The sequence below is a fragment of the Streptococcus sp. S784/96/1 genome (assembly GCF_902729355.1).
Lineage (GTDB): Bacteria > Bacillota > Bacilli > Lactobacillales > Streptococcaceae > Streptococcus > Streptococcus caledonicus.
In genome coordinates, this window is sequence record NZ_CACVCC010000011.1 from 40602 (window position 1) to 60588 (window position 19987).

The 19987-nt window shown below is 40.7% G+C and carries 16 protein-coding genes, 3 pseudogenes and 1 riboswitch; of the genes and pseudogenes, 2 read left to right on the top strand and 17 right to left on the bottom strand.

All coding sequences use genetic code 11. The features are described from left to right. Positions 1–13: 13 nt before the first annotated feature. Positions 14–754, bottom strand: coding sequence for a lysophospholipid acyltransferase family protein (locus GZ996_RS05405; RefSeq protein ID WP_156806372.1), 741 nt, complete (start codon positions 752–754; stop codon positions 14–16). A gap of 93 nt (positions 755–847) precedes the next feature. Between GZ996_RS05405 and GZ996_RS05410 the strand changes: the two genes are divergently transcribed. Next, entirely contained in the window at positions 848–1870 is a 1023-nt protein-coding gene (locus GZ996_RS05410) for a GIY-YIG nuclease family protein (protein ID WP_156806373.1), read from the top strand. A gap of 343 nt (positions 1871–2213) precedes the next feature. Here the strand turns inward: GZ996_RS05410 and ltrA are convergent. The 3 genes and pseudogenes from ltrA to GZ996_RS05425 all read right to left on the bottom strand — a co-directional run bounded on the left by ltrA (position 2214) and on the right by GZ996_RS05425 (position 5480). Next, positions 2214–3497 (bottom strand): annotated as a pseudogene (gene ltrA, locus GZ996_RS05415) (group II intron reverse transcriptase/maturase). Positions 3498–4223: 726 nt separating this feature from the next. Next, complete coding sequence (locus GZ996_RS05420) at positions 4224–4748, bottom strand: QueT transporter family protein (protein ID WP_156806374.1); 525 nt, start codon at positions 4746–4748, stop codon at positions 4224–4226. Then, positions 4746–4868: riboswitch (PreQ1 riboswitch) on the bottom strand. Its footprint overlaps the gene before it by 3 nt. Positions 4869–4910: 42 nt before the next feature. Further along, positions 4911–5480, bottom strand: a complete 570-nt coding sequence (locus GZ996_RS05425; RefSeq protein WP_156806375.1) for a hypothetical protein — start codon at positions 5478–5480, stop codon at positions 4911–4913. Between the two features lie 346 nt (positions 5481–5826). Here GZ996_RS05425 and GZ996_RS05430 point away from each other — a divergent pair, with 346 nt between their 5' ends. Beyond that, a complete protein-coding gene (locus GZ996_RS05430; RefSeq protein ID WP_162011513.1) occupies positions 5827–6255 on the top strand; it encodes a GtrA family protein in 429 nt (142 codons plus the stop codon). Positions 6256–6438: 183 nt separating this feature from the next. On the opposite strand, the gene smpB is transcribed toward GZ996_RS05430, so the two are convergent. The 13 genes and pseudogenes from smpB to msrB all read right to left on the bottom strand — a co-directional run. Next, positions 6439–6909 (bottom strand): SsrA-binding protein SmpB, encoded by a 471-nt coding sequence (gene smpB / locus GZ996_RS05435; RefSeq protein ID WP_161979492.1) that lies wholly within the window; start codon positions 6907–6909, stop codon positions 6439–6441. Beyond that, positions 6909–9290, bottom strand: a complete 2382-nt coding sequence (rnr, locus tag GZ996_RS05440; RefSeq protein WP_161979493.1) for a ribonuclease R — start codon at positions 9288–9290, stop codon at positions 6909–6911. The genes smpB and rnr overlap by 1 nt, the downstream gene beginning before the upstream one ends. A 249-nt stretch (positions 9291–9539) precedes the next feature. Further along, positions 9540–9776, bottom strand: coding sequence for a preprotein translocase subunit SecG (gene secG / locus GZ996_RS05445; RefSeq protein ID WP_156806379.1), 237 nt, complete (start codon positions 9774–9776; stop codon positions 9540–9542). Positions 9777–9821: 45 nt separating this feature from the next. Continuing rightward, complete coding sequence (rpmG, locus tag GZ996_RS05450) at positions 9822–9968, bottom strand: 50S ribosomal protein L33 (protein WP_156806380.1); 147 nt, start codon at positions 9966–9968, stop codon at positions 9822–9824. Further along, positions 9968–11140 carry a multidrug efflux MFS transporter gene (locus GZ996_RS05455; protein WP_161980174.1) on the bottom strand — a complete coding sequence of 391 codons (1173 nt, stop codon included), beginning with the start codon at positions 11138–11140 and terminating at the stop codon, positions 9968–9970. The genes rpmG and GZ996_RS05455 overlap by 1 nt, the downstream gene beginning before the upstream one ends. A gap of 44 nt (positions 11141–11184) precedes the next feature. Further along, entirely contained in the window at positions 11185–12678 is a 1494-nt protein-coding gene (locus tag GZ996_RS05460; RefSeq protein WP_162011514.1) for a helicase HerA-like domain-containing protein, read from the bottom strand. A gap of 204 nt (positions 12679–12882) precedes the next feature. Continuing rightward, positions 12883–14514, bottom strand: coding sequence for a hypothetical protein (locus tag GZ996_RS05465; protein WP_162011515.1), 1632 nt, complete (start codon positions 14512–14514; stop codon positions 12883–12885). Further along, complete coding sequence (locus tag GZ996_RS05470) at positions 14504–15205, bottom strand: ABC transporter ATP-binding protein (RefSeq protein ID WP_162011516.1); 702 nt, start codon at positions 15203–15205, stop codon at positions 14504–14506. Before GZ996_RS05470 ends, GZ996_RS05465 begins: the two co-directional genes overlap by 11 nt. A gap of 79 nt (positions 15206–15284) precedes the next feature. Then, positions 15285–15866: a dephospho-CoA kinase gene (gene coaE / locus GZ996_RS05475; protein WP_162011517.1), complete on the bottom strand. Its 582-nt coding sequence runs from the start codon at positions 15864–15866 to the stop codon at positions 15285–15287. After that, a complete protein-coding gene (mutM, locus tag GZ996_RS05480; protein WP_162011518.1) occupies positions 15863–16690 on the bottom strand; it encodes a DNA-formamidopyrimidine glycosylase in 828 nt (275 codons plus the stop codon). The genes coaE and mutM overlap by 4 nt, the downstream gene beginning before the upstream one ends. 153 nt (positions 16691–16843) lie before the next feature. Further along, positions 16844–18170 (bottom strand): annotated as a pseudogene (locus GZ996_RS05485) (cache domain-containing sensor histidine kinase). Beyond that, positions 18167–18901 (bottom strand): response regulator transcription factor, encoded by a 735-nt coding sequence (locus GZ996_RS05490; RefSeq protein ID WP_162011519.1) that lies wholly within the window; start codon positions 18899–18901, stop codon positions 18167–18169. The pseudogene GZ996_RS05485 and the gene GZ996_RS05490 overlap by 4 nt, the downstream one beginning before the upstream one ends. Positions 18902–19033: 132 nt before the next feature. Further along, a pseudogene (gene msrB, locus GZ996_RS05495) lies at positions 19034–19969 on the bottom strand (peptide-methionine (R)-S-oxide reductase MsrB); the annotation flags it as partial. Positions 19970–19987 lie beyond the last annotated feature (18 nt).

The window sequence follows — 19987 nt, forward strand, 5'->3', positions numbered from 1 at the left end:
AACTAATATCAAGCTATCCTTTCTTCTCCCAAGGTTTGTAAACAAAACTAGCGAGATAACTAAAGATAACGGTTAAGAGTACCACAACAAGCGCTACAAGCCCAGCTGGGATACGAATGAGGTAGGACAAAGGGTTCACTTTTTTACCATTAGAATAGCTAGCATTTTCAGCATCTAAACGGTCAAATTCTGACTGAATGCGATTTGCAACTTCTGCAATCCCTTCATCATTCATTTTCTTAATATCTGAGATATCAATAGGGTTACCAAAGTTCATATCTACACGCTCCCCTTTTAAGAAGTTGCTAAATTTCAGAGGACCTTGGTAAGCTGCTGGCATGATTTTGACCTTAGCCATTTTAGCAATCACAGCAACACCACCCTTAACATCCGAGGAATGACGGCTTCCACTTGGAAACATAACGAGACTACGGTTACCCTTTTTCAAGGTATTGATAGGATAGCGCAGCGCTTCTTGTCCAGGATTATCACGGTCAATAGGAAAAGCTCCACACATACGAATCCACCAACCAAACATGCGATTAGTAAATAATTCCTTCTTAGCCATGAAGATAAATTGCTTTGGACGTGCCGCAAACGCCATGTAAACAGGATCCCAAAAAGTCCTATGTGGAGCAACGAGAATGTAATTCTCATCCTTATCTAAAATCTTATCCGTGTTATGGAAGTAGGCATTACCGTTGGCAATCCAAAGGAGAAACATCACTAATCCACGTAAATAGGCATAAAACATCTGTATATCTAGAGCTTGTCAAACGACGAGCTGCTTCCTTTCCTAACAAGATTCAACACTCTATTTTACCAAATTTTTGTTATAATGTTAAGTATGACTAATGAGATTCTAAAAACAGGAGAGCGTATTGATCAGCTCTTTTCTACCGATGTCAAGATCATTCAAAATAAGGTTGTTTTCAGCTACTCTATTGATAGCGTTCTGCTATCTCGTTTTCCCAAAATCCCTAGCCGTGGTCTCATCGTTGACCTCTGCTCAGGAAACGGTGCAGTGGGTCTCTTTGCCAGCACAAAAACCAAGGCGCCGATTAAGCTCGTTGAATTACAGCCACGTTTAGCTGACATGGCAAAGCGTTCTATTCAGCTGAATCAGCTAGAAGATCAGGTGACGATGATTAACGATGATTTGAAACATCTTCTGGATTATGTACCACGTAGTCAAGTTGACCTTATCCTCTGCAACCCGCCTTACTTCAAGGCAACCGAAACCTCTAAAAAGAATGTTTCTGAGCATTATCTCCTTGCCCGCCATGAAATCACCACAAATCTGGATGAGATTTGCGAGGTCGCTCGCCACGCCCTCAAATCCAACGGTCGTCTCGCTATAGTGCATCGTCCCGATCGCTTTTTAGACATCATTGACACCTTGCGTCGCTATAACCTAGCGCCCAAGCGAGTACAGTTCGTCTATCCTAAAGAAGGCAAGGAGGCCAATATGCTTCTCCTCGAAGCCATCAAAGACGGCTCAACCGACGGCCTCAAAATCCTTCCACCCCTCTTTGTCCACAAGGCAAATGGAGATTACACCGATGAGATTTTTGAGATTTATTTTGGCAAAAAGGCTGAGCCACAAGCTGAAAAAGAGGCTTACATGTATGTTTTGGAATGCGCAGACGGCACCCTCTACACAGGCTACACCACAGATATTGACAAGCGCCTAAAGGCTCACAATGCTGGCAAGGGGGCAAAGTACACCAAATCACGCCTCCCCGTCAAACTCCTTTATCAAGAAGCCTTTCCAAGCAAACAAGCTGCCATGTCTGCGGAAGCCTTGTTTAAAAAACGCAAAACCAGACAGGAAAAACTCGATTATATTGCTGAACACCAAAAGAAGTAGCCAGCGCTACTGTTTTCAGATTGTAGACAAACTCTGTGTCCCAAAATAAAATAAACTTTGGAGCTTTGCAAGTAAGCATTTATTTTTGCGAGTGATAGCGAGCTATCAAAAGATACTTCCGCCGTGATGAAAGTGTCAGAAATCTCTACAAATCAAGATTTCTGACACTCGGAATATTTGAGACTATAGACTCAAATATTAGTCATGGAATTCCGAAGGAAGTCGCTGATGTCCGACATCACCTAAGGAAAGTGTCGAAAAGAAACTTTTTCTTCAACAATCGAGTAGGGACTAATCTCTACCCCTCTCACACCACCGTACGTGCCGTTCGGCATACGGCGGTTCAATTAACTTTTAACACATGTCGTTCTAAGTAGTAATCCAAGCATGAAACCAGTCCACGTTTAATGAGGACTGGTTTGGATATAGCTCGTTTTAGGACTTTAGGACTGACTTTTGTACCACCAATTGATAGCGGTCACCCCAACCAGATACTTTATCTGCTATCCACTTCGGAACTCCTAATTTAAGAAGTCCCCAAAGTCTCTTAGATTTCTTCTTCTATTGTTTCCAGATGATAACCCTAATTCGTGTTCGTAAGCGTTCATCAATGCTTTTCATAACAGATTTCATGTTTGTCATGGAGAAATAGTTTATCCAGCCTCGGATAAGCCAATTGAGTTTCTCTATACGACTATCCAAGTCTATGCTCCATTTCCGTATGGTCAGTTGCTTAAGCTTTCTCTTGAAATTCTGTATGCTGTCTTGATGCGGCGACTTTTCCAGCCTTCAGATGACTTCCAGAAGCCAAAGCCAAGATACTTCAGTTTATCTGGTCTCACAATCTTGGTCTGAGTTATATTGACTTTCAGTCCGAGACGTTTTTCAATAAAGCGACTAACTGAATACATAACTCGTTTAGCTGCCGCCTCACTCCCAACAGTTATGACACAATCATCTGCGTAACGAACGAAGTGAAAGCCTCGTTTTTCCAGTTCCTCATCCAGTTCATTGAGCATGATATTAGATAGGAGAGGAGATAGATTTACTCCCTGTGGGGTTCCTATTAACGTTTTATGTCGTTGTCCGTTGATGACTACACCCGAATGAAGATACTTGCGACTCAGAGATTCTGTATCACCATCTTGAATAATGTTATGGACGAGTGACATCAGTCTATCTTGAGGAACTGGATCGAAGAATTTCTCAAGGTCTATATCCACAATCCACTCATAGCCATCGTTAAGGTACTCCAGTAACTTGATGATGGCTTTTTCGCATGACCGATTAGGTCGGAAGCCATAACTCGTTTCAGAGAAGTGAGGTTCGCAGAGAAGGCTGATAATCTGAACGATTGCCTGTTGAATCATTCTGTCCATTACTGTTGGATACCGAGCTGACGGACTCCCCCATTAGGTTTCGGGATTTCTACTCGTAAGACTGGCTGAGGTTTGTACTTCCTCTGTTTTATCAGTTCCTTGGTTGGTCGCCAATGTTGGCGAAGATAGTTGTCTATCTCTTCAACTGTAATGCCATCAATTCCAGCTGAGCCTTTATTGGCTTTCACTTGGTTATAGGCTTCTAACACATTCTCACGAGATAGAATGTTATCTAGTAATTCTGACATGTGTGTATTCCTTTCACAAGATACTAAGCTGTTAAGCGACACATAGCGAAATAGGCAAACTGACGAAGGTGCCAAAGCACCTAGGAAGGCTGTATCTTTTCGCACAGTGTCGTAGGCGGGTTCAGTTCTTGTTTCGGTGTCTGAGGGACATCTTATATTAGTGAACTTTCCTCTAGTCCATACGTGACCGTATCCAGTTCTATCAGACCGTTCATTTTACAGACACAAGTGAAGTAGGTATACTTCGGTTAATTGTTCGCCCTTCGCTCCACTTCCATTACAGAAGTTTCTCCACTACTATGGTCTCGGCTGACTTCTCATGAGTAGTCGTTGTTATTACGTCTTTGACGCTCATGAGACCTCACGGGATAAGTCGTACATCTTTCCTCGTTTACTCTCGTGATTGACGCACATAGGTTACGACTACCTTTTTGGACTTTAGAGTTTTGGGCCTCCTCATCCCCTATATACGCCTTGATGATATCACGTTTCTGTTCGTAGAGCCACGATTTCGCTATCCCTTCCTCTGACGGTCACAATTTCTAACGTCAGACTTAAAACAGTCTATCCCCAGACTGTTTTAATCCGCTACCTCACGATAGTCAGGATGCATAGTCGCTATTGGGTTCTACCTTCAGCGGGTGCCCACGGAGGACTTGCACCTCAGATATACGACATGCCCGTCGTACCCAAAAGAAGTAGCTCGCGCTACTTCTTTTAATATAATCACTTTGTCAAATCAATACGGTCACCGACCTTTTTGATAATAAAGGCTCCGAAAATGAGTGACGACAATTCTCCAAGAAAGAGCCATGCCCATGTTGATAAAAATGGCAAGCCAAGAAAAGCTTTCAATTCCCAGGCAATGGTAAACATGGTTGCTGCAAAGAAGACAGCAAAGAACAAGTGTCCAAGAATAAATTGCCCACCAAATACCTCTTTCTTCTTGAATTGATCAAACAAGATAACACCAAGGGTGACAAATATAAGGGTTGATAGCCCGCCAATCAAAATATCTGGCGCTCCGAGGCTCATCGGATTAACAAATGGTGCATTAGCAATCATACAGCCAATCGTCACAGACCAGATATACTTGCGATTATAAAAGGCAAGAAAGTTCAGCATCTCAGACATACGGAACTGGTACATGCCTGAAGCAATAGCATTGAGGGGTGGGGTTGCAGTCAATACAACGTAAAGCGCAGCCACAAGAGTGACTTGGACAAAGTCACGAATCGTTAAGTTTTTCATGTTTTTTTCTCCTTTAACGTCCCAAAGACCAACATGACGATCTTTCAACGTGTGTAATATGCTTGGCGAAAGAAGAACTAAGCACCAAGGGTTGCTAGGCAACTTGAATATTCTATCATAAAAACAAATTAAAAAGCAACCTTTGCCGTTGCTTTTTATACTTTACTGCGGTACTTTTTCAAAACCAATAATGCTAAATCCAGCAATCAATTGACTTGGTGGCATCTTTTCTATTTTTGCTAAGTAAGCGAAAGTATCTCCTTTTGTTGCAAGATCTTCAAAATTAACAACATTAGGATCTAACGAGACTGTCAATTTCCAAGCAAAATTCTCATCGACAGTTGATTTGACGTCAACACCTTTTAAATCTTTAATCGCACTAATTCCTGGTATTAGAGCCTCAAGATGCTCATTAAAGCTAGCTTCAACTGCTTCACGTCCTTGAGCTTGAAAATTCGCTAAAGCTTCACCTTCATAAATCGTTTCGTACCGAAGAACAAGCGATTGATAAGTGTCTCCTGTATAGGTTAAATCAATATAAATATCTTGCTTTCCCCCATTTATCTCTTGCGATTTTTTATAAGTTTCTTTAGTTTCTGTTATTGTTGTTGTCTCACTAGCTGTTGTCACTTCTTGTTCTGACGATACCTGTTTACTGTTTTTACCTTTTGAGCAAGCTACTAAAAAAAACACAGTTGCTAAGGTAAATACTAGGGTAAAAACTTTTTTCATTTCATTTAACTCCTTTATTGAAAAGTATTTACATCAAGTTATTATACCATACTTTGAATTTCTTTGACAAATCAAAGCTCTTTGTTCACAACAAACGCACAAAAAAACATTTAAACCTTGTCTAACCACATATAGTTGTATGTCTTTTCATATTTTTATATTGCACACCATCAGTTTATCATTTTCTATCTGATAATCCTCAAATGGTTAGAGTGGTGCTGAAACAATTATTGGAGATCGACACTTTTATTACGAGATGATCATATTTCCTGTATTACTTCTGTAACTTTAAAAACAAATTGTTCTATAAATCGTATTTTTTATTGATTTTTGATATGCTTATACCATGAAGTATTTTAATAATGTTTTAAAAAATGATCTCTTTAAGTATCTGATTGCTGGTATTTTGACAACAATCTTTTATTTTCTAACCCGAAAACTAATTTTTAGCCTCAGTCATCATGTTATTACCTCAACTATTTTCGCAAATGGTTTAGCTATTTTAGCAGCATTTGCACTCAATGATATCTGGGTTTTTGCTCAAGAAAGAAAAGGATGGCTTGCAAGGCTTATCAAGTTTTTTATTGCTAGGTTATCCTCTATGGGAATTGATGTCTCCCTTTCTTTCTTTTTAGTTGACAAATTTCCTGAAATCATTGGTCAGTTTGTTAATCACAATATTGATACTGTTGATTCCATTGTCGCCTTAATCGGCCAAGTCTTAATTGTTATCACCAATTACGTGATTAGTAAATTTTTAATTTTTAAGAAATAAGCCATTCGATGACTCAAAATCATGAAAATAAAGCCAATGAGACCGGTAAAACTCAGATTTAACTCTTACTGATAAAATTACATAGTAGAAAAAGGCTTAAAATCAACATTTCTTGACAACGTCATTCTAAGCCCTTTTCTATTTTTGAGATTTTTTCTTAGCCTTTTGGTTGGTTTACTCAATTTATCTTGCATTGACACTTTTCATGACGCGCTTAATGTCACGTTCTTGGTCACGACGTTTGATAGACTCGCGTTTGTCATAGTCATGCTTCCCTTTAGCTAATCCGATAAGGATTTTAGCAAAGCCATTTTTTAAATAAACCTTGAGGGGAACGAGGGTCATACCTGTTCCTTTTAATTCATTTTCCAATCTGGCAATTTCCTTCTTCTTAAGAAGTAGCTTGCGGGTACGAGTGGGATCTTGGTTCCAAATATTTCCCTGTTCAAAAGGTGAGATATGCACATTGACCAACCAAGCTTCCCCGTTTTTGATTTGCGCATAACCATCTTTAAGCTGGATACGAGCAGCACGAACAGACTTTATTTCTGTTCCTGTCAGAACTACTCCTGCTTCAAATGTATCTACAATACTATAATCATGCCTTGCTTTTTTATTTTGCGCAAGAACGTTATCAGAAAGTCCTTTGGGCATCATTTTTTCCTTTTCTTACTTGATTTTTTAACCGCTTCCTTATAAAAAAGGGGGGCCTTTTTGGATTTTGTTTTGGAAGAATGGCTGCGCTTATCAGATGATTTCCGCTTGCCAGAACCACCTCGAGAGTGGTTGCTCTTTTCTTCTGTACTACGCTTCTCATCACGATTAGCTCTGCTATTTCCCTTAGAACGACCGCCACGGCGATCATGTCTATCAGATTTAGCAGTCTTTTCAACGACATCATAGTCACTAGGCAGATACTCAAAATCAATATCACCAGTTTCCTTATCCGCCTTAACCAATTTGACACGAATCGGCTGACCGACTTTGAAGACAACGCCTGACTTCTCGCCTTGAAGTGTGAGGTTTCGTTCGTTGTAATGATAAAATTCAGGGAGACTTGTCACATGAATCAAACCTTCAATGGTGTTTGGTAATTCCACAAACAAGCCGAATTTAACAACACTGGAGATAATCCCTTCAAATTCTTCGTCAACATGCTCCTCCATGTATTCAGCTTTTTTCATGGCTTCAACGACACGTTCCGCATCAATGGCACGGCGTTCAAGATTTGAAGATGAAGTCGCCAATTCTGGAACAACTTGAGCAAAATGGTCTTGAACTTCTTGAGAGGCATTTTTAGTATACTCACGAATCATACGGTGTACTAAAAGATCTGGATAACGGCGAATCGGGCTCGTAAAATGCGTATAGTATTCTGCCGCAAGCCCGTAGTGCCCATGATTGTGTTCAGAATAACGAGCCTGTTGCATAGAGCGCAATAACATCATATTGAGAACTTCTGCCCCTGGCTTACCATCGAAACTTGCCATGAATTGTTGTAAGGCAGCTTGAGTCATCTTGTTAGCCGTTCCTTGAACTTTAGCCCCCATCACACTTGCAAAATCAATGAACTTCTGCAATTTCTCTGCCTTAGGCTCTTCGTGAATACGGTAAATAAATGGCAGATGGTGTTTTGAAAAATGCTCAGCAACGCACTCATTTGCGGCTAACATAAAGGATTCAATCATCCGCTCTGCAATGCCACGCTGACGCACCACAATATCAACCGGCATCCCCTTATCATTAACGATAATTTTAGCCTCAGAAGTATCAAAGTTTAAGGCACCACGGCGGACACGCATTTCTTCCAAAATGTTATGCAGCTCCGCCATGTAACGAACACTCGGAACAATAGCTTCATACTCTGCAAGAGCTTCCTCATCACCGGCAAGCATATCGTTAACACGGATGTAAGTCATACGGTAAGTGGTCTTAATGACAGACTGACAAATTTGATAGTTAACCACCTTACCTTGACGATTAATTTCCATCAAGGCCGACTGCGTCAAGCGGTCAACATTAGGATTAAGGGAACAGATCCCATTTGACAAACGTTCTGGTAACATTGGGACCACACGGTCAGTCACATAGACCGATGTACCACGCGTAATCGCTTCACGGTCCAAGGCAGAGCCTTCCGTCACATAATAGGAAACATCCGCAATATGAACTCCAAGTTCAAAATTCCCATTGTCCAGTAATTTAATATGCACCGCATCATCTAGGTCCTTAGCATCCGCACCGTCAATGGTAAAAGTCGTTTCTCCTCTTAAATCCACACGACCAATCAAATCTTTTTCAGTCGGCGCCTCAGGGATACTATTAGCTTGCGCCAAAACATCCTCTGGAAATTCAGACACGATATCCATGGACTCTAACACTTCAAGGACATCAATACCGACATCACCTTGATGGCCCACAATATCACGGACATTCCCTACAAAGTAATCATGACCTCGTATTGGGTATTTGTCAATATCCACCTTGATGATTTCAGTTCCATCCAATACCACAGGTTCTTTTTTGATGTAAATTTTTTGCTGGATTTTTTGATTTTTAGACTTGATGTAACCGGCATATTTAGGCTTTTTATCATCTAAAATAAATTTCCCAACAACTGTTTTGAGACTGCGTTCTATAATCCCAACAACACGCGCTTCTGCCGCTGTGCCTTTAAGACGATCTGATGGCTTTTTAATGACAACCTCAACTTGGTCTCCATCAACGGCATAGCCAACATCATTTTTTCCGATAAACATATCGTCTTCATTTTCATCGACAAAAAGGAAACCAAAACCTGCCTTATTAGCACGAAAAGTACCTTGAATAGTGATTTGCTCTTTTTTATCTGTCTTTTTACGCAGACTGATGGTCCCATCGTCTGAAAAGCGGAGTTCCTTTTGGCTCTCCATTTTAGAAATTTCTTTAATCAAGGCAGGAAATTTTTGACTTCCTGCCATATCAAGAGCTTCAGCAAGATCATTGACATTTGATCTGCCCTGCTCCTTTAAATAAGTTATAATCTGTTCTTTCATATCATTATTATCAAGGAATTTTTCTTAGTAATGCTGTGATGATTCAATTCGTCATTGACCTTATTTTTACTACTATTCGTGAAATAAGATTAGTAGCACAAATAAAGTCATCTATTGAATTCACATTCCCAAAACTTGCTTTCCTTGTCTAGCTCTAATGAGCTAAATAATCCTTTCATTAGTGAATGAGGGTAAAAAAACTGTAAAAAATGGACTGTTATACCAGCCCATTTCTATCTATCTTCATCATTAACGACTTGACAAGATTGCCAAGATTAAAGCATCAGCTAGCCACAAGAAAACTAATACTGCTGTCAAACGTTGCATGAAAGCTTCAAAGCCACGAGGTTTTGAACGTTCAAAAAGAGCTTCTGAACCACTACTGTCAAAAACATTTGAACTTGGATTTTTCTGTGGTTGCATAAAAATAGCTAAAATCAATACGACTGATAAAATTAATAGAACGGTTAGTAATGTAGTATACATGAGTTTCCCCCTAGAATAGTCTTTATTAGTTTACCATAAGTTTCCTCAGGTTTCAACATGTAAGGTTACTTTTCTCTCTTTTGGACAATATTTCAGCACCTGAATCTTCTCAGGATGAGTTTGTTTATTTTTACTTGTCAGGTAGTTTTTACTCCCACACTCCTGACATTTTAAATTGATTTTAACGCGCACTAGATTTCTCGATTTCTAAGATATTTTCTGAAATTAATTAGACTCCAGGCAAGGTTGAAAAAGACGATTCCTGCAGTTACATAAAAGACCCAGCGAAATCCCCATACAGTTGCTACGGTAGAGCCAACAAAGGGACCGATGACTTGACCAAAATTGGTCATCATCTGATTATAACTAAAAATGGTGGAAATGTGTTCGGTTGGTGTAATTTTAGTTAGTAAGGCATTGACTGATGGCATCAAAGCTCCTGTTCCAAAACCGAAAAGAAAACGCAACAGGCCGAGTTGCACCGCATTTTCCGCCTGAGCCAAGAATAGATAAAGGACACCGCAGTAGCAAAGACCTGCTAAAATCAGCCTATGGTTACCAATTTTATCGCCAACTTTCCCCAGTCGACCGCTTGAAATCATGCTGGATACTCCCATGGCAGACACGATTGTTCCCGAAATAAACATGAGATTTTCAGTCGTTCCAAGATAGCGAATATAGAGGGAGAGAATCGGTGATACCGACTGGGCTGAAATTTGGATAATCATGCTAGTAATAAAGAGTCCTACTAACATTTGCCGATTTTTTACAGAGTGAAACACTTGTCTGGTCGACAATTGTTGCTCCCTTGTTACAGGGGTAAAGTCCTCCTTGACGTAGTAAACCGTTAACAAGGTTACGATAAAGAGTAAAGCACCCACTAATAGAAACACATTGCGAATTCCCAAAAATTCTGCTAGGACGCCTCCAAAAATGGGGCCAATCAGGCTCCCGCCAATGACACCCGTGGCTAAATTTCCTAAAGCATAACCCGACTGATCCTTAGGGGCCTGAGATGCAATAAGGGCGTTGGCATTAGGCACATAACCGGAAAACATCCCATTTAACAGCCTTAAGACCAAAAGCCAAAAAACATTAGGCACAAAGGCGAGCCCTCCCATGGTAAAGGTCATGACAAAGGCCGCTCTGACCATCATGATTTTACGCCCATAACGATCTGCCAAACGCCCCCAAATAGGGGCACAGACACCCGAAGCTAGAGCCGCTAGAGCTACTGCCAATCCAGCGTAAAATTCAACCGTTCCTTGTGGCGCTCCAAGTTCTTCTACATAAAGCGCCATAAAGGGCATAACTAGTGAATAGCTTGCCCCTGTTAGAAAATTGCCTAACCAGGCAATTCGCATATTGTTTTTCCAATTGATACTGGCGATAATAGTCACACTTTCTCTTATCTGCGTTTTTTAAGACTTCCAAAAAGTCCCCGAACAAGCTCACGACCAATGGTACGAACGGCTGTTGTCAAAAAGGCATCCGCTGCTTTTTCAACCGTTGATTTTCGTTGACGTCCACCGCCACTTGCCGTTTTAGCTTTCGCTTTTTCCAAAGCTGCTTTTTCTTTTTCTAATTGCTTACGCTCTTCAGCTTGTTTAGCTGCTTCCGCTTCTTGCAAAATTTTTTTGGCCAACAGTTCGTGAGCTGATTCTCGATCAATAATCTCACGGTATTTCTCGTCAAATGGTGAATTGCCAACGATAGCCTGTACTTCTAAGGCGCTAAGAACATCAAAGCTACTCTTAGGTGGCATGACAAAGGCACGTTCGACTGCTGTTGGCTGAGCCTCTTCATTCAGAAGAGAAATCAAGGCTTCACCAACCTGTAATTCAGTAATAGCCGTCACAACATCAAGCTCTGGATTTTGTCTGAAGGTCTCTGCAGCTGTTTTAACGGCTTTGATTTCTTTTGGCGTATAGGCACGAAGAGCGTGCTGAACTCGATTACCGAGCTGAGCTAAGACCGTTTCTGGCAAATCCATCGGATTTTGGGTGATAAAGAAAATTCCCACACCTTTGGAGCGAATGAGGCGAACCATCTGTTCAATTTTTTCCACAAAGACTTTTGGAGCATCCTTGAAGAGCAGGTGAGCTTCATCAAAGAAGAAGACGAATTTTGGCTTGTTAAGGTCACCAACTTCTGGTAGGTTTTCATAGAGCTCTGACAAGAGCCATAAGAGGAAGGTCGCATAGAGTGTTGGGGCTCGGAAAAGCTTGGTTGCATTAAGAATGTTAATGACTCCCTGACCGTGTTCGTCAAGGCTCATAAAGTCCTTCAAGTCCAAGGCAGGTTCGCCAAAGAAAAGCTCACCACCTTCTTGCTCTATTACTAATAAGCTCCGCTGAATAGCTGCTACAGACTGTTTAGCAATGTTCCCATATACTGCTGAATACTCACTGGCATGCTCTGCTATTTCCCGTAAAAGAGACTGTAAATCCTTCAAATCAATCAGAAGCCAGCCTTTTTCATCCGCAATCTTAAAAGCGATGTTTAAAATGCCAGTTTGTGTATCGTTAAGCCCTAGTAGACGAGACAACAAGAGCGGTCCCATCTCAGAAATGGTGGCACGCACAGGATGCCCCTGTTCCCCAAAGACATCCCAAAGACGCACTGGAAAGGCCTGTGGCTCGTAGTCACTAATTCCAAGTTTATCAAGACGCGCGGCTAACTTCTCTGTCACCTCGCCTTCTTTCGCAAGATTGGTCAAGTCCCCTTTGATATCGGCTAAAAAGACAGGAACCCCTGCTAAACTAAGCTGTTCCGCAATGACTTTTAGCGTGACCGTTTTACCCGTTCCTGTGGCACCTGCAATGAGGCCGTGACGATTGAGCATCGCCAGCTGGAAAGCTACATCTGTGGTTTCATTTTTAGCAATAGTTACTGTAGACATCCGTTTACTTCCTTAATGTTATTCAAGAAAAGGTCAATAGGTCATCACATCTGTTTAGACAAACACCTTATCTTCTACGTATCAACTCTTTTATTATAACACATATTTGAGATAGGGTTAAAAAAGTAGGAGAGAAAACAGGTATTCGCCCCATTTTCCCATCTCTGATATTTGACTAGCCAAACTTTCACATTATAAATTTCCTTAAGACCTTAATTTAAAGGTTTTGGGAGCAAAGCGGAGCACCGCAAAGAACCCAGCTATAAGAAAAATGGCAATTCCTAACAAAATCCCCATCAAAATTGGGAATGTCATATGATTCGCCAGTCGGATGATCTGATAACCTGCGTAATAAATGATTCCCGTTAAAATATTATATAACTTACTTTTTGATTTCATGCCATCATTAAAAGGCTGAAGCAGAAAATAAAAATAAAGGAAATACAGACTAAAAAAGGTAACTGATAGGATTTGCCCAACAATAATCATCAGAAGCCCTGCTATGTTCCAATCAAAAAATGCCATGTAAATCAGACAATAAATGACCGACAGCAATAAAAAGATAGGAAAATTATGGCGTAGATAGCTTTTAAACCGTTCTAGAAAAGTTGCTAGAATCACATCTTTTCTACGGTAATAATGGTATTTTAAAAGCGGTCTGTCTAGATGATAGAAACAAAACTTGACATAGGATTCCCCCACATAAAGAAGATAGCCAATCACCACTGTCACAAATAAACTCTGCCAGAAAAATGTATCATCTGTGATGACTTGTTTATTGGATTCAAAAATCGTCTTAACGATTAAAATCAGAGCACCTATCCCACCAATAATAATCAAGCGCCATTTAATTTCTCTTTTGAGGTGTTTTCCAAGACGTTGCATGAAAATGGCATTGAGAAAAGCAACTCCTGTTAAATCATCTCTGATTACCTTTTGATGATCAATCTCAAAATCCTTATCCTTGACTTCCATTGCAGCTGCTTCGATATTTTCAATAGCTGTTGCACTTTCTTTTAGAGCTGCATGGGTCAAGAGGCTGCGCGTTAGCTGATTAATCTGAGGATGATTTTTAAGATAGTGATAAGAAAATAACCACATCACTAACCCAATTAGCCCAGCAGGTAATCCCATAAGTATGTGAGGTGAAAACTGTTCTCCTAGAAAAACTAAGGCTCCACCTAGACCAACCACAACGAAGACTCCAATAATTTGTCCCCTCGTCATCAGTTTGTCAGCTTTTTCGTGATTCCAAACATAAAGAGGAATCCCTATCACTTTGACACCTATACGCAATCCAGAGAGCAACAGGGCAAACGTCAAACCGTACCAAAAAGGCATTCCAAGTGTCCCAAAATAAACACCAAACACAACACTTCTTGCTATCAATCCCCGCCCAAATACCATTACTTCTCGAGCCAGTAAATAGTTTCTAGGAAGAATCTTAAAAATACGAATGGCTTGACTGGATTCCACATCTGATTTTTCAACCCATTTCATCTCAAAAATGGTGGCAAATAGGACTGAAAAAATAATCATTAAGGTTAAAGAATAGTGATCTGCGGAAGCTTTTTCCAAATCCAAAAATTTAGGGAGCAATTCCTTCAAGACGAACCCAGAGCCTAGGCAAAAAAAGGTGTAGATAATTGACTTGCCAAAGAGGTCAACTGGTATCAGTAAGCCCTTAAGAATCATCATCACGACCTTGACGTCATCGGCTCTGTACCAACGATTAGGAATCTTTTTACCTAACTTTTGTAAAAAATGGATCAATGAATTGTACTGCTTGGCATTGCTAACCTGAAACAAAACTCTCATTATCTGACTAAGTTTCATAAGTGCCTCCTTGCAAGGCTTCCAAAACTTTCTCTTCAAATTGCTCATATTTCTTGTCAACGTCAAGCGCCATCAAAATACCTTTGTCCAAAACCACGACCTTGTCACACAAATCTTCTGCCAAAGCCATGATATGCGTCGATAAAATGAGGATATGATTATCTTTCAATGCTAATAAAAAGCGCTTAATTGCAATACTTGACACCACATCAACTGCTGTCAAGGGTTCATCTAATAAAATGACCTTAGGTTTTGAAATAAAAATGCAGAGCAAAGATAGCTTACTTTTCATTCCATCTGAGTACCCTTTGATAATCCGATGTCGATCTTCCTGACTAATCTCCATAAAATCTAAATAATCATCCACCGAACGACTATCAGACTGAGCATGCAAGTCCATGTAAAACTTAATAAATTCGTAACCTGTTAAAAATTCTGGTAGGTAATTTTCCGAAAACACCATGCCCACATCTTCAACTTGTAGCGGACGTTCAACCCCATTTTCTTCAAGAAAGAGCTCACCTCCATCAGCCATAAGATCCCCATAAAGCACATTGAAGAAAGTTGTCTTTCCAGCACCATTTCTCCCTAAAAGCCCAGTAATCTCTCCCGATGAAAAGATATAAGTGACTCCCTTGAGCACTTCTTTTTCTTGAAACGATTTTTGCAATTCCCGAACAATCAATTTCATCTCATCATCTCCTTTTTAACATTATTATAGCAAAGTCATACAAAACAAACAAGACAAAAGAGGAAGCTGACTCCCTCTTCTATCGCAATAAAGCATCTACCTGTGCAAAGGTTTCTGCCAGCTCACCATTATTGTCAATCCAGTGGCTGGCTTTTTCTTTCTTATCAGCTAAGGGCATTTGCGCCACGATTCGTTGCTTCGCTTCTTCTTCCGTATATCCGTTTCGCGCCACCAAGCGGGTTAACTGAGTTTGTTCGTCAACCCAGACCAACCAAACCTCATCACACCAACTCTCATACCCTTGTTCAAATAAGAGCGGAATATCAAGAATAACCACCTCTTCCGTCGCTAGAAGTGCTTCTTTTTGCTCCCACAAGGCTTGTCTAATGATCGGATTTTGACGCTCTGCAGACGCTGCCAACATTTCCTTAGAAGCAAAAATCTGCTTCCCTATTTCCGAACGATTCAGCTCACCATCTGCTTGTAAAATCCCTTCTCCAAGCCACTCCAATAAAACCTGATAAAGAGTGCCCCCTTTTTGCTGCAAGTCTCGAACCACCTGATCAGCATCAACCACTGCATAGCCTTTCTCTCTTAAATAAGCGGAGACAGTTGATTTTCCAGAAGCGATCCCTCCTGTCAGACCAATCACTTTTTTCATAACTTCTGACACCTTGGACAGAAATGACTGCCCCGCCCTCTCACTTGAATTTTCACAATCTCACGGCCACAACGGGCACAAGGCTCGCCTGTCTTACCATACACCTGATGATACTCCTGCATGGTTCCATTAAGCCCCAGGGCATTCTGATAGGTCCGAATGGTCGAGCCGCCCTTTTCAATCCCTAACTGCAAAATCCGTATGGTCTCATCATGCAGCCGCTTGATTTCAGCCTTTTTCAAACTACTCGCCACACGCTCTGGATGAACCTTGCTCGCCCAGAGCACCTCATCCACATAGATATTGCCAAGCCCTGCTACCAGACTTTGCTCCAAGAGATAGGGTTTGATGAGTTTTTGGGATAATCGCAGAGCTTCTTCAAAAGGTTTCAGCTTAAAAGCCTCCTTGGTCGGCTCAGGACCGATTTTTTTCTGCTGAAAATAAGCCGCTTCCTCCGCCTTAGCTAGTAATTCCATGGTCCCAAACTTACGAACATCTTGATAGACTAGCACAGCCCCATTATCCAAGGTGAAGAAGGCTTGAAAATGCTTGTTTTCTGGCACTTGCCTCTTATCCGAAAAGACCAAGTACTTCCCTTCCATCCGTAAATGAGAAATCAGCACCGCTTGTCCAAAATCAAAAATCAAATACTTGCCACGGCGGCGCATCGCCTCAATCTGTAACCCCAACAAGGATAAGCTAAGCTCTTCGGCACCTGTCTTGACCATGGGAGAATACAAAATCTTAACAGCTGTAATCGTCCGACCCACAATCAACCGCTCCAAACCACGGCGCACCGTCTCTACTTCTGGTAACTCTGGCATACGTTCTCCTCTCATTGAGTAATCGCTACTATCATTTTAACAAAAAAGCTGAGCAAAGCCCAACTTTTCAGTTTTGATAATCTTGTCTAACTCTTCATTTTTTCAAACTGAAATACTCATTACCAGAGAAACATTAATTATTAAGCCACTCTGCTAATGGCCTATTATCTCATTTTTTACTGACATTTTAGGTAAAAAGAGTTCAATTCGTGTAAAGCAATCCTTTTCTGAAGCAATCACCATGTGATAGGCTTCTCCAAATTGTAAACGTAAGCGCTGGTCAACATTTTTTAAGCCAACACCACCTTGCTTCATTTTAGGCTCATCACTATCTGACTTAGTCAGGTTATCAAAACCTTTCCCATTATCTTCGATACTGACGATGAGATGGTCTTCGGTATCAGAAACTGCTATCTTAATCATCCCCTGACGGTCAACCTCTTTAATACCGTGATAAATCGCATTTTCCACAATTGGTTGCAATATCAATTTAGGAATTTGGTAATTATCCCATTCCAACTGCTACAATGACCTCCTGCAAATCTCGTATGGGTTTCAACCAAATCCGAATGACCAAAGCACTTCCAATAGCTGAGATAAGCAACGCAACAAGACCTGCTACCACAAAGGTTAAAAGCATTTGCTGCTGCACCATGTACAATTCATCTAACGACGCGACACCAACCAAGGTCCAATGACTGTTGGGAATAGACAGCTGGTAAACCAATACCCGCTCCCCTTGGGTTTTGCCATCTTCTGAGCGAAGATAGGCCTTCATCTCAGACATTTCCTCAGGTGACGAATAGACCGACTGTTTGGGGTGATAGACAAATTCCTGCTTCTCATCAATGATGAAGGTAAACCCTGACTTGCCCAATTTGAGACGATCCAGATAGTCTTCCAAGCTCTTGTAGGCGATATCTAGACGCAATACCCCTTGATTTTGCCCTGAGGAATCAACGATTTCTTGCGTTACTGAGATAACCCACTGCTCCCCCTCTTTCGATAAGGCTTCCTTACGAACAGGTGTCAAAACAGGCATGGCTTTTTGATGAATCGCCGCCTGATACCAGGCCTCTGACATCATATCCTGAGAGGTTTTCATCACAATCTTATCATCTGTTGACACAACCTCTCCTTGCTTAGTCACTAAGACCGCTGACACCAAATCCGTGTCGCTAGCCACCACGCTTGACATCAGGAACAAGAGACTTTCCTTATTAACCTCATTAGGCGTTGTGATATAGCGATGCAACAGATGATTCTGAGTGAGGCTAGTTGTTGTTTGCTTTAATTTGTCCAAGTAGGAGCTGATAAATTGATTCGACTGCTGCAAGCTATCCTGCGTTTTCTGATCAATCAAGCGACTAATCTCAGACGAGCTGGTCTGATAATAAAAAGTTCCAACACCCCCTAACAAAAGCAACATCACCAGAAAACTATAAACAAAGAACTGAGTGGCTAAGGATAACCGTTTCATTTCCCCTCCCCCTTACGGAATTGTCTAGGTGTCACTCCAACGACTTGCTTAAAGCGCTGCGAAAAATAATTCATGTCCCAAAAACCAACACTCTCTGCCACTTCATAAATTTTTAATTCTGTCGTCAGCAATAATAATCTTGCCTGACGCATACGCTCTTGAATGAGGTAATCTTGAAAAGTCATTCCTAATTCTTTTTTGATACGCACGCTCAGATGATTAGGGCTAAAGCCCAGCTCTTCCGCTAACTGTTTCAAAGAGAAATCACTTTCTCCCAAGTGTTTTTCAATACGTTTTTTCAAATCACTAGCTTCATCATGAACAATATAGGTCTCTACTTGATGTCTTTTCTGCTCTGCTTGTAATTTTTCAAGAACACTTACCAACATCTTTTCAACATCTTCTTTACTAAAGGGTTTTAAGAGGTAATCCTCCACTCCAAGTTTAACAGCCGATAAAGCATAATCAAACTCATTATAACCAGTCAAAAAAACAACATGACAAGAAGGGTGTTTTTCTTTAATCGCTTGAGCCAACTGAATCCCATTCATCTTAGGCATGTTGATATCTGTCAGGACAATGTCAAAAGGCTCCGCTTGAAATAATTCCCAAGCCTTACGTCCATTTTCAGCTTCAACTACACGATCAATCTGAAAAGACTTGAAATCAATGAGTGAACAAATCCCCTGACGGACTAAATACTCATCTTCTACAATTAAAATTGAATACATCTTTACCTCACATAAAGTATCTTAGCCATAACTCTTAAACCAATTTATTTTATCATAGTTTTATTAAGATAATATAAAGAAAAGGAGCTGTTTAATGTTCAACCCCTTTCTAATAGATAGCACTCTCTTAACTTATTCAACGTAGTCTAGTAAGTAACCGTAGCCATTTTTTTCCATTTCTGCTTTAGGAATAAATCGAATAGACAAGCTGTTGATACAGTAGCGAAGACCTCCCTTGTCCTCTGGACCATCTGTAAAGACATGCCCCAAGTGAGAGTCACCCACACGGCTACGTACTTCTGTACGTGTCATGTTAAAACTCGTATCTTCCTTATAAACCATCACATCAGGACTGATCGGGCGAGAAAAACTTGGCCACCCACAACCTGATTCGAACTTATCTCTTGATGAAAAGAGGGGTTCACCTGTTACCACATCAACATAGATACCTGATTCAAATTGGTCCCAGTAACGATTTGAAAAGGCGCGTTCTGTCCCATTTTTCTGGGTTACATTATATTCTTCAGCACTTAATAAGGTTTTCAATTCTTCGTCACTAGGCTTATGGTATAAGGTGTCATCAATCACTGGATAAGCTGCCGCATTCACGTTGATATGACAATAGCCATTCGGATTTTTTGCTAAATAATCTTGATGGTAATCCTCAGCTAAAATATAGTGTTTCAAAGGTTCTTTCTCAATCGCAATGGGTTTATCATACTTCTTAGCCAATTCAGCTAAAGCTTTTTCGATAATTGGTAAATCCTGCTCATCGGTGTAATAAATACCGGTTCGATATTGGGCACCTACATCGTTGCCCTGCTTATTGACACTCGTAGGATTGATGATACGAAAATAATGAAGTAATAAATCACGTAAAGAAATGCGACTCTTATCGTACTGAACATGAACCGTTTCAGCATGACCTGTTTGGCCAATGAGCTTATAGTTGGTCGTCTCACTCTTTCCATTCGCATAACCAACAGTGACATCAACCACACCATCCACACGCGCAAAATATTCTTCAACGCCCCAGAAACACCCTCCTGCTAGATAAATATCTTTCAGATTTTCCGGTGCAACAGG

Bases quoted from the DNA above. Each gene is read 5' to 3' on its own strand.
- GZ996_RS05405 (WP_156806372.1), bottom strand. From the start codon at position 754: ATGTTTTATGCCTATTTACGTGGATTAGTGATGTTTCTCCTTTGGATT.
- GZ996_RS05410 (WP_156806373.1), top strand. From the start codon at position 848: ATGACTAATGAGATTCTAAAAACAGGAGAGCGTATTGATCAGCTCTTT.
- GZ996_RS05420 (WP_156806374.1), bottom strand. From the start codon at position 4,748: ATGAAAAACTTAACGATTCGTGACTTTGTCCAAGTCACTCTTGTGGCT.
- GZ996_RS05425 (WP_156806375.1), bottom strand. From the start codon at position 5,480: ATGAAAAAAGTTTTTACCCTAGTATTTACCTTAGCAACTGTGTTTTTT.
- GZ996_RS05430 (WP_162011513.1), top strand. From the start codon at position 5,827: ATGAAGTATTTTAATAATGTTTTAAAAAATGATCTCTTTAAGTATCTG.
- smpB (WP_161979492.1), bottom strand. From the start codon at position 6,909: ATGCCCAAAGGACTTTCTGATAACGTTCTTGCGCAAAATAAAAAAGCA.
- rnr (WP_161979493.1), bottom strand. From the start codon at position 9,290: ATGAAAGAACAGATTATAACTTATTTAAAGGAGCAGGGCAGATCAAAT.
- secG (WP_156806379.1), bottom strand. From the start codon at position 9,776: ATGTATACTACATTACTAACCGTTCTATTAATTTTATCAGTCGTATTG.
- GZ996_RS05455 (WP_161980174.1), bottom strand. From the start codon at position 11,140: ATGCGAATTGCCTGGTTAGGCAATTTTCTAACAGGGGCAAGCTATTCA.
- GZ996_RS05460 (WP_162011514.1), bottom strand. From the start codon at position 12,678: ATGTCTACAGTAACTATTGCTAAAAATGAAACCACAGATGTAGCTTTC.
- GZ996_RS05465 (WP_162011515.1), bottom strand. From the start codon at position 14,514: ATGAAACTTAGTCAGATAATGAGAGTTTTGTTTCAGGTTAGCAATGCC.
- GZ996_RS05470 (WP_162011516.1), bottom strand. From the start codon at position 15,205: ATGAAATTGATTGTTCGGGAATTGCAAAAATCGTTTCAAGAAAAAGAA.
- coaE (WP_162011517.1), bottom strand. From the start codon at position 15,866: ATGAAAAAAGTGATTGGTCTGACAGGAGGGATCGCTTCTGGAAAATCA.
- mutM (WP_162011518.1), bottom strand. From the start codon at position 16,690: ATGCCAGAGTTACCAGAAGTAGAGACGGTGCGCCGTGGTTTGGAGCGG.
- GZ996_RS05490 (WP_162011519.1), bottom strand. From the start codon at position 18,901: ATGTATTCAATTTTAATTGTAGAAGATGAGTATTTAGTCCGTCAGGGG.